The sequence below is a fragment of the Phenylobacterium sp. genome, from assembly GCF_030693625.1.
In the GTDB taxonomy this organism is placed as follows: domain Bacteria; phylum Pseudomonadota; class Alphaproteobacteria; order Caulobacterales; family Caulobacteraceae; genus Phenylobacterium; species Phenylobacterium ferrooxidans.
On sequence record NZ_JAUYAF010000084.1, the window covers coordinates 49,638 to 64,339 of the forward strand.

At 67.3% G+C, this 14,702-nt stretch carries 14 protein-coding genes; 6 read left to right on the forward strand and 8 right to left on the reverse strand.

Annotated elements, in window-relative coordinates; genetic code table 11:
- The first annotated feature begins 113 nt into the window (after positions 1-113).
- From Q8N10_RS19365 to Q8N10_RS19375, 3 genes are all read left to right on the forward strand, one after another.
- Positions 114-299, forward strand: coding sequence for a bacterioferritin-associated ferredoxin (locus Q8N10_RS19365; RefSeq protein ID WP_304782791.1), 186 nt, complete (start codon positions 114-116; stop codon positions 297-299).
- A gap of 111 nt (positions 300-410) precedes the next feature.
- Positions 411-902 (forward strand): bacterioferritin, encoded by a 492-nt coding sequence (bfr, locus tag Q8N10_RS19370; RefSeq protein ID WP_304782789.1) that lies wholly within the window; start codon positions 411-413, stop codon positions 900-902.
- Positions 903-983: 81 nt separating this feature from the next.
- Positions 984-2,624 (forward strand): MFS transporter, encoded by a 1,641-nt coding sequence (locus Q8N10_RS19375; RefSeq protein WP_304782786.1) that lies wholly within the window; start codon positions 984-986, stop codon positions 2,622-2,624.
- 20 nt (positions 2,625-2,644) lie between these two features.
- On the opposite strand, the gene Q8N10_RS19380 is transcribed toward Q8N10_RS19375, so the two are convergent.
- Positions 2,645-4,495: an ABC transporter transmembrane domain-containing protein gene (locus Q8N10_RS19380; protein WP_304782783.1), complete on the reverse strand. Its 1,851-nt coding sequence runs from the start codon at positions 4,493-4,495 to the stop codon at positions 2,645-2,647.
- Between the two features lie 119 nt (positions 4,496-4,614).
- Between Q8N10_RS19380 and rpmE the strand changes: the two genes are divergently transcribed.
- A complete protein-coding gene (rpmE, locus tag Q8N10_RS19385) occupies positions 4,615-4,839 on the forward strand; it encodes a 50S ribosomal protein L31 (protein WP_215343053.1) in 225 nt (74 codons plus the stop codon).
- A 108-nt stretch (positions 4,840-4,947) separates the two neighbouring features.
- Here the strand turns inward: rpmE and Q8N10_RS19390 are convergent, their stop codons facing one another.
- Both Q8N10_RS19390 and Q8N10_RS19395 read right to left on the reverse strand, forming a co-directional pair.
- Positions 4,948-5,460, reverse strand: coding sequence for a DUF1465 family protein (locus Q8N10_RS19390; protein ID WP_304782777.1), 513 nt, complete (start codon positions 5,458-5,460; stop codon positions 4,948-4,950).
- A gap of 137 nt (positions 5,461-5,597) precedes the next feature.
- A complete protein-coding gene (locus Q8N10_RS19395) occupies positions 5,598-5,804 on the reverse strand; it encodes a DUF1192 domain-containing protein (protein ID WP_304782774.1) in 207 nt (68 codons plus the stop codon).
- An 83-nt stretch (positions 5,805-5,887) separates the two neighbouring features.
- Here Q8N10_RS19395 and Q8N10_RS19400 point away from each other — a divergent pair, with 83 nt between their 5' ends.
- On the forward strand, positions 5,888-6,865 hold the full coding sequence (locus tag Q8N10_RS19400; RefSeq protein ID WP_304782772.1) for an NAD(P)H-quinone oxidoreductase: 978 nt from the start codon (positions 5,888-5,890) through the stop codon (positions 6,863-6,865).
- Here Q8N10_RS19400 and Q8N10_RS19405 read toward each other — a convergent pair.
- From Q8N10_RS19405 to Q8N10_RS19425, 5 genes are all read right to left on the reverse strand, one after another.
- Positions 6,862-7,647: an ABC transporter ATP-binding protein gene (locus tag Q8N10_RS19405; protein ID WP_304782769.1), complete on the reverse strand. Its 786-nt coding sequence runs from the start codon at positions 7,645-7,647 to the stop codon at positions 6,862-6,864. The genes Q8N10_RS19400 and Q8N10_RS19405 overlap by 4 nt on opposite strands.
- A gap of 11 nt (positions 7,648-7,658) precedes the next feature.
- The gene (gene ntrB, locus Q8N10_RS19410) at positions 7,659-8,534 is read right to left on the reverse strand and encodes a nitrate ABC transporter permease (protein WP_304782766.1); all 876 of its coding nucleotides are present in this window, start codon (positions 8,532-8,534) and stop codon (positions 7,659-7,661) included.
- Positions 8,535-8,545: 11 nt separating this feature from the next.
- Positions 8,546-9,832: a CmpA/NrtA family ABC transporter substrate-binding protein gene (locus tag Q8N10_RS19415; protein ID WP_304782953.1), complete on the reverse strand. Its 1,287-nt coding sequence runs from the start codon at positions 9,830-9,832 to the stop codon at positions 8,546-8,548.
- Between the two features lie 7 nt (positions 9,833-9,839).
- Positions 9,840-11,207: an alginate export family protein gene (locus tag Q8N10_RS19420; RefSeq protein WP_304782763.1), complete on the reverse strand. Its 1,368-nt coding sequence runs from the start codon at positions 11,205-11,207 to the stop codon at positions 9,840-9,842.
- A gap of 425 nt (positions 11,208-11,632) precedes the next feature.
- On the reverse strand, positions 11,633-12,511 hold the full coding sequence (locus Q8N10_RS19425) for an SDR family NAD(P)-dependent oxidoreductase (protein ID WP_304782760.1): 879 nt from the start codon (positions 12,509-12,511) through the stop codon (positions 11,633-11,635).
- Between the two features lie 651 nt (positions 12,512-13,162).
- On the opposite strand from Q8N10_RS19425, the gene Q8N10_RS19430 reads away from it, so the two are divergent.
- The gene (locus Q8N10_RS19430) at positions 13,163-14,647 is read left to right on the forward strand and encodes an MFS transporter (protein WP_304782757.1); all 1,485 of its coding nucleotides are present in this window, start codon (positions 13,163-13,165) and stop codon (positions 14,645-14,647) included.
- The last annotated feature ends 55 nt before the right edge of the window (positions 14,648-14,702 follow it).

The following is a 14,702-nucleotide window of genomic DNA, read 5'->3' on the forward strand; positions in this document are numbered from 1 at the left end:
GACAAAGGGTCGCGGGCCGTCCTGCAACCCACGCGCGCCGCATCATTTGCAAATGAGTTGCAACGGCGTTCGCATTTGCTACATAGGACTCATTGGTCGGAGGGAAGTCCCCCTTGTACGTCTGTAACTGCAATGGCATCCGCGAGCGCGACGTGCGCGCCGCGATCGAAGGCGGCGCCCAGCGTCCAGCCGAAATCTTCCGCGCATGCGGGTCCAGGCCCCAGTGCGCCCGCTGCGTCTGCGACATGAAGAAGATGGTCGAGGAGCAGGGCGAGGCCCTGCGCTACGCGGCGGAATAGCCCTCTTCAGCCCTGCGACTGCGAGGCTGAATCAAGTACAAACATAGGCTTTGACAGCATCCGCTCTGGGCGTGAGGTTGCGCGCCTGAACGGCGAAGGACGGAGGCTCACATGCAGGGCGACAAGGCGATCATCCAACTGCTCAACGCGGTCCTGACCAATGAGCTGACGGCGGTGAACCAGTACTTCCTGCATGCGCGGATGTACCAGAACTGGGGCCTCGCGAAGCTGGGGGCCATCACCTACGAAGAATCGATCGGCGAGATGAAGCACGCCGACAAGCTGATCAAGCGCATCCTCTTCCTCGACGGCCTGCCCAATCTGCAGGACCTGCACAAGCTGAGGATCGGTGAGACCGTGCCGGAATGCATGACCTCCGATCTCGCCGTCGAGGTCAGCGGCCGGGCCGACCAGATCCGCGGCATCAAGCTGTGCGAGGAGTCCGCCGACTACGTCACCCGCCAGATCCTGCGCGAAATCCTCACAGACACCGAGGAGCACATCGACTTCCTCGAGACCCAGCTCAGCCTGGTGCGCCAGCTTGGCGAGCAGAACTACCTGCAGAGCGCCATGGGCGAACTCTCGGGCGGCGAGGGCCACTAAGCGGCGCCGCCGGCCGGCCTGCAGGATCGACTCACGGACAATTGGAGCTAGGCTCGCCCCATAAGGCACCGGGGGGACGGCATGGCTCAGGAAAAGACGCGCGGCGGCAACGGCATGGTGATCGCCGGGGCTTCGGTGGGCACCGTCTTCGAGTGGTATGACTTCTACCTCTACGGCTCGCTGGCGGGCTTCATCACCCTGCATTTCTTCTCGGGCGTGAACGAGACCACCGGCTACATCTTCGCCCTGCTGGCCTTCGCCGCCGGGTTCGCGGTCCGACCCTTCGGCGCCCTGGTGTTTGGTCGCCTGGGCGACCTCTGGGGCCGCAAGAACACCTTCCTGGTCACCATGCTGCTGATGGGGCTCTCGACCTTCGCGGTGGGCCTGCTGCCCGGCTATGACCAGATCGGGGTGGCGGCGCCGGTGCTGCTCATCATCATGCGCCTGATCCAGGGCCTGGCGCTCGGCGGCGAGTATGGCGGCGCGGCCACCTATGTCGCCGAGCATGCGCCGCCCGGAAAGCGCGGCCTCTACACGAGCTGGATCCAGACCACCGCGACCCTTGGCCTCTTCCTCAGCCTGGTGGTCATCCTGCTGGTGCGCACGCTGCTGGGAGAGGAGGTCTTCAGGGCCTGGGCCTGGCGCATTCCCTTCCTGGTCTCGGCCCTGCTGCTGGGGGTCTCCCTGTGGATCCGTCTGAAGCTCAATGAGAGTCCGGTCTTCCAGAAGATGATCGACGAAGGGACCACGTCGAAGAAGCCGCTCACCGAGTCCTTCGGCCAGTGGAGCAACCTGAAGCTGGTCCTCCTGGCCCTGGCCGGCCTCACCGCTGGCCAGGCGGTGGTCTGGTACACCGGCCAGTTCTACGCCCTGTTCTTCCTGGAGAAGACGCTCAAGCTGGATGGCGCCCTGGCCAACACCCTGGTGGCCTTCGCCCTGATCCTGGGGGTGCCCTTCTTCGTGGTGTTCGGCTGGCTGTCGGACAAGATCGGCCGCAAGCCGATCATCATGCTGGGCTGCCTGCTGGCGGCGCTGACCTATTTCCCGATCTTCAAGGCGCTGACCGCCGCGGCCAATCCGGCCCTGGCCGCCGCAACCGCCAGCAGCCCTGTGACGGTGATCGCTGACCCCGCCGGTTGCGCCTTCCAGTTCGACCCCGTCGGCAAGACCGCCTTCACCTCCTCCTGCGACGTGGCCAAGTCGGCCCTGGCGACGGCGGGCGTCTCCTACGCCAACCAGGCCGCGCCAGCCGGGACCCTGGCCGTGGTGAAGGTCGGCGACGTCGAAGTTTCGAGCCTGGACGGCGCCAGCCTGTCCAAGACGGAGTTCACCGCCGCCAAGACCGCTTGGAGCAAGACCCTCGCGGCCGAGCTGTCCCGCGCCGGCTATCCCGCCAAGGCGGACTCGGCCTTGGTGAACAAGCCCGCCGTGGTGGGCCTGCTGTTCCTGCTGATGTTCTATGTGACGATGGTCTATGGGCCGATCGCCGCGGCCCTTGTGGAGATGTTCCCGGCGCGCATCCGCTACACTTCCATGTCCCTGCCCTATCACATCGGCAACGGCTGGTTCGGCGGCTTCCTACCCACCACGGCCTTCGCCATGGTCGCGGCCACGGGCAACATCTACTACGGCCTCTGGTATCCCATCGTCATCGCCGCGGTGACGGTGGTGGTGGGCGTCTTCTTCGTGAAGGAGATGCGCGGAGCCAATATCGACGCCTGAGGATATGCGGGGCGCCGAACCTAGGCCGCCGCGTCTCCGAACTGCAGGGACGCCAGGCGCGCATACAGGCCGCTCTTGGTGATCAGCTCGTGGTGGCTGCCCTGTTCGACCACGCGGCCCTTGTCCATGACGATGATCCGGTCGGCCTTCAGCACAGTGGCCAAACGGTGAGCGATCACCAGGGTGGTGTGCCCCACCATGGCCTCCTCCAGGGCCTTCTGGACCAGGCGCTCGTTCTCGGCGTCCAGGGCGCTGGTGGCTTCGTCCAGCAACAGGATCGGGGTCTCACGGATCAGGGCCCGCGCGATGGCCAGGCGCTGGCGCTGACCGCCAGACAGGCTGCGGGCGCGCTCCCCGAGCGGGGTGTCGAATCCCTGAGGCAGGGCGTCGAGGAAATCGTCGGCCTGGGCCGCGCGGGCGGCGGCGCGCACGGCTTCGAGGTCGGCGTTGGCCCTGCCAAAGCGGATGTTATCCAGGGCTGAGCCGGAGAACAGGGGCGAGTCCTGGGCCACCAGGGCCATGCGGGCGCGGACCTCAGCCGGATCGGCCTCGCGAACGTCGACGCCGTCCACCTTCACCGTGCCGAATTGGGGATCATAGAAGCGCAGCAGCAGGCGGAAGACGGTGCTCTTGCCTGCGCCGGAGGGACCCACCAGGGCCACCCGCTCGCCTGGCGCCACCCGCAGGTCGAAGCCCTGCAAGGCCGGCAGGTCGGCGCGTCCGGGATAGGCGAAGGTGATGTTGGAGAACTCGATCTCACCGCGGGCCGGAGCCGGCAGATGCTTGGGGACGGCGGGCGCAGCGATCCCCGGCTTGGCGGCCAGCAGGTCGGAGACCCGCTCCATGGCGCCGGCGGCCTTCTGGACGTCACCCCAGGTCTCGCCCAAGGCCCCGACCGAACCCGCCGCCATGACGGAAAGGAAGGCGAACTGGAACAGCGCGCCCCAGCTCATGTCGCCCCGCAGGCCCGCATGGACGCCGATCCAGAAGATGCCGACAACGCCTCCGAACACCAGGGTGATCACCGCGGCGATCATTCCGGCCCGCGCCGTCATGCGCCGCAGGGAGGTGGCGAAGGAGGCCTCTACGGCGGCGCCGAACACCTTGGCGCCGGCCGCCTCACGCCCGAAGGCCTGGACGGTCTCCAGCGCGTCCAGGGTTTCGCCGGCATGGCCCACGGCCTGGGCGAACTGGTCCTGGGTCGAGGCGGTCAGCTTGCGCACCCGACGACCGAACAGGAACAGAGGCGCGATGATCAGCGGGATCAGCAGCACCACCATGCCGGTCAGGTGCGGGCTGACGATGAGCATCAGGATCAGGGCGCCGATCAGCATCAGCAGGTTTCGCAGGGCCACCGAGATGGAGGTGCTGATCAGGCTCTCGACGATCTGGATGTCGGTGGTCAGTCGCGACAGCACCTCGCCGGTGCGCATGTGCAGGAAGAAGGCGGGGTCGAGGGTCAGGATGTGGGCGTAGGCCGCCTTGCGCAGGTCGGCGACGATCCGCTCCCCCAGCTTGGTGACGAAGAAATAGCGCAGGGCCGAGGAGACGGCCAAGGCGACGGCCACCACCCCCATCAGCCAGAACCACTGGTCCACCGAGGCCCCGGTGGTGCGGGCCTCGGTCAGGTGGTCCACCAGCAGCCGCACGGCGCCAGACAGGGCCAGGGTGGAGAGCGCGGCGGTGACCAGGAAGAGCCCGGCCAGGCCGACATCGCCCATATGGGCCCGCAGGAAGGGGTTGAGCGCGGCCAGCGGCTTGATATTGCGGCTCTTGGGGCGCCGTTCGGCGGCTTCGGAGATATCCTGGGCGAGAGACGCACCCGCGGTCGGTCGGCCCTCGACGGCCGGCCCAGACCCAAAATCACTCATGAAAACCCGCGCCCTTGCTCTTGCCCCGCCTTTTCCTGTATAGGCGCGGCTCCGTTCGATCCGCCTAGCTGGCGGAGCGATTATTCTATGGCCGCTCCTTTACGTCGGATGCCCGCGCGATGAAACAAGACACCCACCCCGACTACCACTTCATCAATGTGGTGATGGTCGACGGCACCACCTACCAGACGCGCTCCACCTACGGGAAAGAGGGCGCGACCCTGAATCTGGATATCGATCCGAAGACGCACCCGGCCTGGACCGGCGGCAACCAGCAGCTGCTGGACCGTGGCGGCCGCGTCTCGCGCTTCAACGCCAAGTTCGGCGCCTTCACCCGCAAGTAAGCGCTGCGGCCCCCGTGGCCGCACGCGACTTTCGAGCACAAGAAAAACGCCGCGTGGATCACGCGGCGTTTTTTGCTGTCTGGATGTCGAGGCTTTGCCTCCGGGGGGTCAACCCCCGAAGGCGGTCCGCAGGCGGTCGAACTGGGACTGCACCGGGTTCGGGGTCTCGACGTCGGTGTCTTCGATATACATGCGGCGGTCCAGATGGCGGACGCGCTCATAGAGGCGCTCGGAGCGATCCAGCAGCAGCAGCAGGCCGCTGGGCAGGTCTTCGGCGGTGTCGTGGCCCGGACGGCAGACGTCCTCGGCTCCAAGCCGATAGCGCTCGTCGCAGGCGCCTTCCGGCGGCATGTCGCCCTCGCGCACGGCGCGCTGCACCAGCAGCCAGGAGGCCACCTGCATCAGCCGCGTAGTGAGGCGCATGCTCTCGCCGGCATAGGCGAGCGCCGCGTTGCGCGACAGCAGCTTGGATTCCTGGCGCCCGGAGCCGTCCAGATAGCCGGCGGTCTCCTCCACGAGGTCCATGCCCTCCTGGAAGGTCCGGTCAAAAAGCTCGGACCGCGCGAAGTCCTGGATCACGTCCGCGCGCCAGGCCCCCGCCGGCTGGTTTCCATCGCTCATGACCACAAAGTCCCCGACTGAAAATTCGTCCGCGCCCAGATGCGCTGTCTGGTCCTAGCTGGTGCAACCGCCGTGCCAAACCCGCTCCGTCTGCGACAGATACGCCCCCTTATGCCTAACCAGGCCCTAACCGCCCCCTAATCCGGGGGAGAACCGAATAGAGCGTCCGCCGCCTGCCGGGTCGCCTTCTTCTTCTCGATCTGCGCCTGGCAGCGGGCGATCTCCGCCTGCAGCATCTCAATACGCTCCTCGAGCTCGGCGACGCCGTAGAGCTCCAGGTCCTCGCGGACCGCTTCCGTCAGCCGTTGGCCACGGCCGATCCGAACCTCTGCGGGCTCCTCCATGGAAGACCTCCCTTTGCCGGTTCCGTTTCTGCGCCTATCTGAACCCCCAACGACACCCATACGCAAGACCAGGGAGGCCACAGATGAGCCAGACGGACATGACCGCCATCGCCGTCGAGGGTGGCAAGGGCTCCGCCGCCGACATGAAGGCCGTGCAGCTGCCGCGTCCGGAGGCCGGCCCTGGGCAGATCCTGATCAAGGTGGCCCATGCCGGCGTCAACCGCCCTGACCTGATCCAGCGCATGGGCTTCTACCCCCCGCCCCCCGGTTCCCCCGACACCATGGGCCTTGAGGTCTCCGGCGAGGTGGTCACCGGCGCGGGCCGCTGGAAGGCGGGTGATCAGGTCACCGCCCTGCTGGGCGGCGGCGGCTATGCGGAATACGCCGTGGTGGACGCCCGCCATGCCCTGCCGATCCCCAAGGGGCTGTCCCTGCTGGAGGCCGCGGCCCTGCCGGAAACGGTCTTCACCGTCTTCGCCAACGTCTTCGAGCATGGGAGCCTGAAGGCCGGCGAGACCTTCCTGGTGCACGGCGCCACCTCGGGCATCGGCACCACGGCGATCCAGATGGCCAAGGCGGCCGGCGCCAAGGTGATCGCCACGGCGCGCGGCGCGGGCAAGGCCGCCGAGGCCAAGGCGCTCGGCGCCGACGTGGTGGTGGACACCACGGCCGAGGACTTCGCCGAGGTCGCCAAGCGTGAGGGCGGCGTCGACGTGATCCTCGACATGGTCGGCGGCGACTATTTCGCCAAGGGCCTGGACGCCCTGAAGACCGGCGGCCGGATCGTGTTCATCGCCAGCCTGGGCGGCGGCGAGGTGGCCCTGCCGATCGGCAAGTTGATGATGAAAAGGGCCACGGTGACCGGCTCGACCCTGCGGCCCCGCAGCCTGGACGAGAAGGCGCGATTGGCGGCGGCGGTGGAGGCCACAGTCTGGCCCTGGATCGAAGCCGGGAAGCTGCGTCCCCGGATCGACGCCAGCTTCCCCCTGGCGGAGGCGGGAAAGGCCCACGCGCACCTCGAGGGCGGGGCGCACGTGGGCAAGGTGATGTTGACGGCCTAAGCTGCGCGGCGGGCGTAGAGGAACTCGATCACCGAGGCCCGGGCGCCGACATAGGTCGGGTTCCCGGCGACCGCGAGCCGGTCCCGCGGCCGGGCCAGGTCCACGCTGAGGATCTGGCCGACCCCGGCGCGGGGGCCGTTGGTCATCATCACGATGCGGTCCGAGAGCAGCACCGCCTCGTCGACATCGTGGGTGATCATCAGGACGGTGTTCTTCAGCGCCGTCTGAATCTCCATGACACTGTCCTGCAGATGGGCGCGGGTCAGGGCGTCCAGGGCGCCGAAGGGTTCGTCCAGCAGCAGCACCTTGGGCTGCATGGCCAGGGCCCGGGCGATGCCGACCCGCTGCTTCATGCCGCCGGAGATTTCCGAGGGGCGCTTGTCGCGGGCGGCGGTCATCTTGACCAGGTCCAGGTTGTGCAGGGTCCAGTCGCGGCGCTCGGCGGCGGACTTCTTGCCGGCGAACACCTTGTCCACCGCCAGGCGGACATTTTCCTGCACCGACAGCCAGGGCAGCAGGGAGTGGTTCTGAAACACCACCGCCCGCTCCGGCCCCGGCGCCTCCACAGCCTCGCGGTCGAGGATCACCGCGCCCGTGGTCACCGGGATCAGGCCCGCCACCACATTGAGCAGCGTGGATTTCCCGCAGCCGGAGTGGCCGATGATGGAGACGAACTCCCCCTGGTCGACCTGCAGGTTGATGTCGCGCAGCACCTCCGAACGGCTCGCGCCCTTCTGGAAGGTGACGCCGACGGCTTCGATGGAGAGATAGGCCTTGGCCATGGTCAGGCTCCTTAGCTCAGCGCGTCGCCGCGCGAGACGATGCGGCCGGCGAAGGCCACGATGCGGTCCAGGAAGAAGCCGGTGAGACCGACCCAGGCCAGGGCCACGACGATGTCGGAGATCCGCGACGCATTGTACTGGTCCCAGATGAAGAAGCCGACGCCGACGCCGCCCAGCAGCATCTCCGAGGCGACGATGGCCAGCCAGCTCATGCCCACGCCGATGCGCAGGCCGGTGAAGATGTAAGGGGTGGTGGCCGGCAGCAGGATCTTGAAGAAGTACTCCACCGGAGACAATCGCAGCACCCGGGCGACGTTGACGTAATCGTCGGGAATGTTCCGCACGCCGACGGCCGTGTTGATGATGATCGGCCAGATCGAGGTCACGAAGATCACGAACAGGGCCGAGGGGTTGGCCTCGTGGAAGGCGGCCAGCGAGATCGGCAGCCAGGCCAGGGGCGGCACTGTCCGCAACACCTGGAAGATTGGATCCAGACCCCGGTGCGCCCAGCGGTTGGCGCCGATCAGCACCCCCAGCAGCACCCCGCAGACGGCCGAGATGGAGAAGCCCAGGGCCACCCGCTGCAGGCTGGTGGCGATATGCCAGAAGAGGCCCTTGTCCACCCCGCCGCGGTCATAGAACGGGTCGACAATCAGCTCGCGGGATTCCAGCCAGATGCGCGAGGGCGAGGGCAGGCCGTCATAGGAGTCGCCGCACGCCAGCTGCCAGACGGTCATGATGATCAGCAGGGTGAAGGCCGGCGGCAGGACGGCCGCCGCCGTCGCCGAGGCCCGCCGCGTCAGCCCGGCGAAGGGCTGGGGTGGCGGGTCGGGAAGGTCCACGGCGACCGGTTGGCTGGCGGTGAATTCAGGCTTGGGGAAACTCATCGGCGCGCGCCCTAGACCAGTTTCTTGATGGGCTGGCTGGCGAGGTAGGCGGCCGGGTTGGCGGGGTCGAAGACCTTGCCGTCGAAGAAGCGCTCCACGCCGCGGCTGTCGCCGGCCGGGGCCGGTTGGCCGATTGCGGCAGCCGCCGCTCGCCAGATGTCGGAGCGGTTGACCTTGTTCACCAGGGCCTTGGTGTTGGTGGCCCTGGGCAGGACGCCCCAGCGCACGTTCTCGGTGGCGAACCACAGATCGTGGGACTTGAAGGGGAAGCTGGCGTTGTCGGCCCAGAACTTCATGGTGTGGGGCGACTTGGCGACCTTGCGTCCGTCGCCATAGTCGATGGTCCCTTGCAGGCGCGGCAGGATGTCGCCCATGGGCACGTTGATATACTGCCGCCCCGAGACGATGGAGCACATGGCCGGGCGGTTGCTCATCTTGTCGCACCAGAGCTGGGCCTCCAGCACCGCGGCGGTGAGCGCCTTGGCGGCGCGCGGATAGCGGTCCACCCAGTCGGCGCGCATGCCGAGCGCCTTCTCGGGGTGGTTCATCCAGATCTCGCTGGTGGTGGTGGCGGTGTAGCCGATCCTCTGGTTCACGGTCTGGGCGTTCCAGGGTTCACCGACGCAGAAGGCGTCCTGGGTGCCGGCCTTCAGGTTGGCCACCATCTGCGGGGGCGGGATGACGATGGTGGAGACGTCGGTCTCGGGATTGATGCCGGCCGCCGCCAGCCAGTAACGGATCCACAGGTCGTGGGTCCCGCCCCGGAAGGTCATGGCGATCTTGGCCGGGTTCTTGGCCGCCTTGAGCTGGGCGAACTTGGCCTTGGCGCCGCTGGCGTCGAGGCCGACCTTCACAGCCTTGAGGTCGTTGCCCACGGAGATGGCCTGACCGTTGGTGTTCAACCGGGCCAGGATGTACATCGGCAGCGGCTTGCCCCCGGTCTGGACCCCCAGGGTGAACTGCAGGGGCATGGGCGACAGGATGTGCGCCCCGTCGATGCCGCCGCCGCCCGATCCCAGCACCAGGTTGTCGCGAGTGGCGGCCCAGGAGGCCTGTTTCACCACCTCCACATCCGGCAGGCCGTGCTTGGCGAACAGGCCGCGCTCCTTGGCGATGATCAGGGGCGAGGCGTCGGTCAGCGCGATGAAGCCCATCCGCGCCTTGGCCACCTCGGGGCCCGCGCCCGCGGCGAAGGCGCCGGAGGGCAAGGCGGCCTTAGCGGCCGCCAGGGTGGCGGCCGTGGCGAAGATGGCGTTGCGGCGGGTCAGGCCAGCGTCGGTCTTGTCGGTCATGATCAGGGTCCGCCTAGAGCTTGTATTCGAGGGTGAGCCAGGCCTTGGAGCGCGAGGCCGGGGGCGCGAGGGTTCCGACGGGCACGGTGGCCTCGCGCCGGAAGTCGGCATATTTCAGCGCGATCGACAGCTTGGCGGTGATGGCCGCTGTGAGCTGCACATCCCACTCCGACCCCAGGTCCGCCCCGGTCCGCTGACCGTCGAAGTCGTGGTAGCGGACCAGCAGGTCGGTGTTGAACAGCCAGGTCCGCCGGAAGCGCGGCTTGACGTTGAAGCTGATGTTCTTGTCGTCGATCCCGTCGGCGAAGCTCTTGTTGCCGCCGGGCGAGACGAAGGCGTCCGACCAGCCCTGGAAGGCGTGCACGGTGGCCAGCGGCGTGGTGAAGCCCCGCACCCCGTCGCCCTCGAGGGACTCATAGGCCAGCTTGAGGGTGTAGATGTCGAAGGTCCCGGCGACATCGGCGGCCACATAGTCGAGGTCGAAGGCCGCGGTATTGCCGCGATACTCGCTCTGCACGGCATAGGTGGCGTTGTAGGCCACCTGGTAGAGCCCGAGCCAAGCCTTGCCCGAGGCCTTCCCCCCCTTGGTGACGGACGAATTGATCGCCGAGTTTCCGAAATCCAGCGCGTAGACGAAGCCCTGCAGGCGCAGGGCCTCGGACGGCGACCAGGTGACGTTCAACAGGTGGCTGTCGCTATCCCAGTCGCGCAGCTCGCCGAGGATGCGGTTGATGTGGGTGACGTAGGCGTAGGTCCCCTTCACCCGCCCCAGGGCGAAGTCGGCCCGCACGCTGTCGAAGGTCTGCTCGTCCTGCCGCCAGCCGACATTGCCGACGAAGCGCTGGTCGTCCAGCAGGATGCGCTGACGGCCGGCCGTGATCTGCAGGGCCCCGTTCGGGGTCCAGGTGAGGTGGGCGCGGTTCAGCTCAGTGACGTCGGGATCGTTGATGATCGGATAGCGGGCCTTGTCCGCGCCGTTGAGCGGCGGGGTCGCGGCGCCCGGCACATTGACCGCGAAGTGTTCGGGGCCGATCTGCCGGACGTCCTCGAACTCGATCAGGCCCTTGAAGCCCTTGAAGTCGGCGGTCTCCCAGCCGAGGCGGGTGCGGACCGTGAAGGCCTGGCCGTCCTCACGCAGCATCGCGGTCCGGGTCTGATCGACCCCCTCGTAGCGGGCGCGGACCTCCAGCAGCAGTCGGCCGGCGGCGATCTGGTCGCTCAGGGTCGGTTCGGGCGCGGGCGGCGGCGCGGGCTCCAGGGGGACCTCGGCCTCAGGCTCGAGGGCCGCAGCCGGATCGACTTCCTGAGCCTGGGCCAGCCCCGCCCAGAGAAGGGCTGCGACACCTGATCCCAGGGCGAGCCGTGTCTTGGTTCTTTTCATGCCTGCATCCCCCGCGGCCAAAAAAAAACGCCCGGCGAAGCCGCGGCGCGGCCTCTCCGGACGTCGTTGTCCCTTCCATCCGACGATCGTCGCCGGCGGCCCTGTCGGGCCTGCGCGGAACCTCGTTGCCCCGCGTGTCGCCCCTAGGGAGAGGCCGGCCGCGCGGCGCGGCAATGGGAAACCGGCGCTATCTGAGACGATAGACGCCAAGCGACGCCATATTGCACAGCAGCAAAGCAGCCACAGGCGCCCCGCTGCTCGGAATTCGCGCGTTTTAACACTTGGTCGCGACGGAAAACCCCGTCCTGACGGGACTTCAGGGCCGCGTCATGCCGCCTGACGTGAGGAGAGCGACCCTCCCGCACCGACCACGGGGGATCGCGAAGAGGGTGGTTCGCCGCATTTTTCGCTGCACTCGCGAAGGATCAGCCCTGCTGGGCGTCCTCGGCTTCCGCCGTCTCGAAGGCCGCGCGGCGCGCCTCCATCTGGGCCATCCGCTCGGCGCGCATGGCCGGGTCCCAGGCGTTGCGGGGCCCCACATGCATGCCACCGTCCACCAGCATGGAGACTCCGGTGACGAAGGCGCTCTCCTGGCTGGCGAAGAACAGGCAGGCGTTGGCGATGTCTTCCGGCAGGCCCGGCTTGGCGATGGGCTGAGCGTCGGGGGCGGTCTGGGCCATGCCCTGCTTGATCATGGTGGCCATGCCGACCGGCATCATGGCGCTGGGGGTGAAGATGTTGGTGAGGATCAGGCCCGGGCAGATGGCGTTCACCCGCACCCCGTCACGGGCCAGCTCGGCGGCCGCCACCTTGGTGAGGTGGATGACGCCCGCCTTGGCCACGGAATAGGCGATCGGTCCGGCGCCGGCCTGGGTTCCCGCGATCGAGGCGGTATTGACGATCGCACCACCGCCGCGGGCCTTCATGTGCGGCAGGGCGTAGCGCATGCCCAGCGCCACCGAGCGCAGCAGCAGGTTCTGGCTGAGGTCCCAGGCCTCGCCGGTCATATCCTCCAGCCGGGCGGGGGAGCCCCCGGCCCCGGCGTTGTTGAACAGGATGTCCAGCCCGCCGAAGGTTTCGGCGCAGGCGGCCATCAGGCCTTCGATCTGGCTTTCCTGCATGACGTCGCAATGCCGATAGGCGACCTGGCCCTCAAACCGGGCCTCCAGAGCCGCGCCGGCGGTGTCGTCGATGTCGCCCACCATGACCCTGGCGCCCTCGCGCACGAAGAGCTCCACCGTGCCGAGGCCGATGCCGGAGCAGCCGCCGGTGATGACGGCGATCTTGTTCTTCAGGCGGTCCATATGCGTTTCCTCACCGGCCCCACAGGGTGATCCTCGCGGCGGAGAATGGGCCTCGCCCAACCTCGGCGCAAACCTGCTCTTCCAAACCGGCTCATCTAGAAACCATAGGGCCGCCAACACCATCAAGATTCAGGTGGTCACCCCGGGAAGAGGGAGCAGTGCCTCGGGGCGGCGCCGGTGACCGTTTCGGCTTTCCCCTTGGGGAGGCGCGACCTGAATTGGGGCGGGCGCAGCCCAGAACATCACCAACGTCCGGTACCAACGCCCTGGTCCCGCCAGGGACGCACGGGCTGGAGTTGGAGGACCGCTGGCAGGACGCGCCGGCGTTTCTCTCGCGGCGCCGCCGCCATTCTCGATATTCGAACGGCGGCCGGAGGGAACAGGTCGCGAACGCCGCCAGGAGGGCGCGCGCCTGCTCCAAACCCCTGGCTGGCAAGGACTTGCATTGTGTCAGAACTGTAAGATCAAAGCCGTTGACGCCATGGCGGGCCTCCCGCACGGTTGACCTCAAAGACATAATCAGAATGCCGCGCATCTACGACGCGGCGGGAGGAAGACGGTGGATCGCGGCCCCGCCGCGCCGATGATGCGCGGATCTTCGACGACGTCTTCGGCCCCTCCCCTCCCCCTCGCCCCTCTCCGGAGCCCTATATGAGCGCAACCTTCGCCGTGGGGGCGCGCCCCCCGGTCGGATTGAGCACAAAGTTGCTGTACGGCCTTGGCTCTGTGGCCAACGCCATCAAGGCGCGGGGTCTCTCAACCTTCCTGTTGATCTTCTACAATCAGGTGGTGGGCCTACCGCCACAGATGGTCTCCACGGCGATCTTCATCGCCCTGATCTTCGACGCCTTCTGCGACCCTCTGGTGGGCCAGATATCCGACAATTTCCGGTCGCCCTGGGGCCGCCGCCACCCCTTCATGTATGCGGCCGCCCTACCGGTGAGTGTGGCCTTCTTCCTGATCTGGAACCCGCCCTCAGGCTGGAGTCAGGGCGAGCTGTTCGCCTACATGCTGGTCTGCTTGCTGGTGATCCGGCTGTTCGACACCTTCTTCGAACTGCCGTCCTCAGCTCTCGCACCGGAACTGTCGGAGGACTACAACGGGCGCACGACCCTGATCGCCCTGCGCGGCATGTTCGGGGTCTTCGGCGGCCTGGGCATGACCCTGCTGGTCTACCAGGTGTTCATGAAGGAGAACCCGGATGGCACCGGCGGCATCACTGAACGCGCCGGCTATTTCGGCTATTCGCTGTTCGCCTCCATCGTCATCTTCTGCGTCATTCTGATCTCCACCACGGGCACCTTCAGACAGATCCCCTATCTGCGGCAGCCGCCGGTCCGCAAGATTGGGGCTGGGCAGATGGCTCGGGAGATCGCCAGCACCCTCAACAATCGCTCCTTCCTGGTGGCGACGGCGGCCGGGATGTTCATCGCCATCGCCTTTGGGCTGAAGAACGCCCTGGATATCTATTTCGCCCTCTACTTCTTCCTTCTTACCCAGACCCAGCTTTCGATCCTGACCGCGGTCGGGGTGATCGCCAGTCTCATGGGCGTGGCGCTCGCGCCGCGCGCCGGCGCCTGGCTGGGCAAGAAGCACGCCGCCATCCTGATGTTCATCGGCGCCCTGACCACAAGCGTGATGCCGCTGACCCTGTCCCTGATGCACCTGGCGCCCGCGCCAGGATCTGAGAACATGTTCCGCTTTCTGACGGTCGAGATGTTCTTCAGCACCACCATGGCGACAATCACCGGGGTGCTGTTGTCCTCGATGATCGCCGACGTGGTGGAGGATTCGGAGGTCAAGACGGGTCGCCGCTCAGAGGGCCTGCTGTTCTCCGCCGACAACCTGTTCAAGAAGATCGTCTCGGGCATGGGGGTGCTGATCTCGGGCAGCCTGCTGGCCTACGTCAACTTCCCGACAAACGCCAAGCGCGGGGAAGTCGATCCGGCGATCCTCCGGGAGCTTGCCATGATCTACCTGCCGACGGCGGTCCTGATGTTCGCCGTCGCGATCCTTTGCCTGTTCGCCTTCAAGATCGACAAGGCCGCCCATGAGTCCAATCTGGAGAAACTGAAGGACGCCGCTGTCCTTGCCGCCCAGTCCGGAGCCGAGGGTCGGATAGCCCCAGGAAGCTGAATCCAGAGCCGGACATCCAAGCCGGGCAAATCACCTTGCGGCAGGACCCGCGCCC

Bases quoted from the DNA above. Each gene is read 5' to 3' on its own strand.
- Q8N10_RS19425 (WP_304782760.1), bottom strand. From the start codon at position 12,511: ATGGACCGCCTGAAGAACAAGATCGCCGTCATCACCGGCGGCTGCTCC.
- Q8N10_RS19405 (WP_304782769.1), bottom strand. From the start codon at position 7,647: ATGGCCAAGGCCTATCTCTCCATCGAAGCCGTCGGCGTCACCTTCCAG.
- Q8N10_RS19420 (WP_304782763.1), bottom strand. From the start codon at position 11,207: ATGAAAAGAACCAAGACACGGCTCGCCCTGGGATCAGGTGTCGCAGCC.
- Q8N10_RS19390 (WP_304782777.1), bottom strand. From the start codon at position 5,460: ATGAGCGATGGAAACCAGCCGGCGGGGGCCTGGCGCGCGGACGTGATC.
- ntrB (WP_304782766.1), bottom strand. From the start codon at position 8,534: ATGAGTTTCCCCAAGCCTGAATTCACCGCCAGCCAACCGGTCGCCGTG.
- rpmE (WP_215343053.1), top strand. From the start codon at position 4,615: ATGAAACAAGACACCCACCCCGACTACCACTTCATCAATGTGGTGATG.
- Q8N10_RS19395 (WP_304782774.1), bottom strand. From the start codon at position 5,804: ATGGAGGAGCCCGCAGAGGTTCGGATCGGCCGTGGCCAACGGCTGACG.
- Q8N10_RS19400 (WP_304782772.1), top strand. From the start codon at position 5,888: ATGAGCCAGACGGACATGACCGCCATCGCCGTCGAGGGTGGCAAGGGC.
- bfr (WP_304782789.1), top strand. From the start codon at position 411: ATGCAGGGCGACAAGGCGATCATCCAACTGCTCAACGCGGTCCTGACC.
- Q8N10_RS19375 (WP_304782786.1), top strand. From the start codon at position 984: ATGGCTCAGGAAAAGACGCGCGGCGGCAACGGCATGGTGATCGCCGGG.
- Q8N10_RS19380 (WP_304782783.1), bottom strand. From the start codon at position 4,495: ATGAGTGATTTTGGGTCTGGGCCGGCCGTCGAGGGCCGACCGACCGCG.
- Q8N10_RS19430 (WP_304782757.1), top strand. From the start codon at position 13,163: ATGAGCGCAACCTTCGCCGTGGGGGCGCGCCCCCCGGTCGGATTGAGC.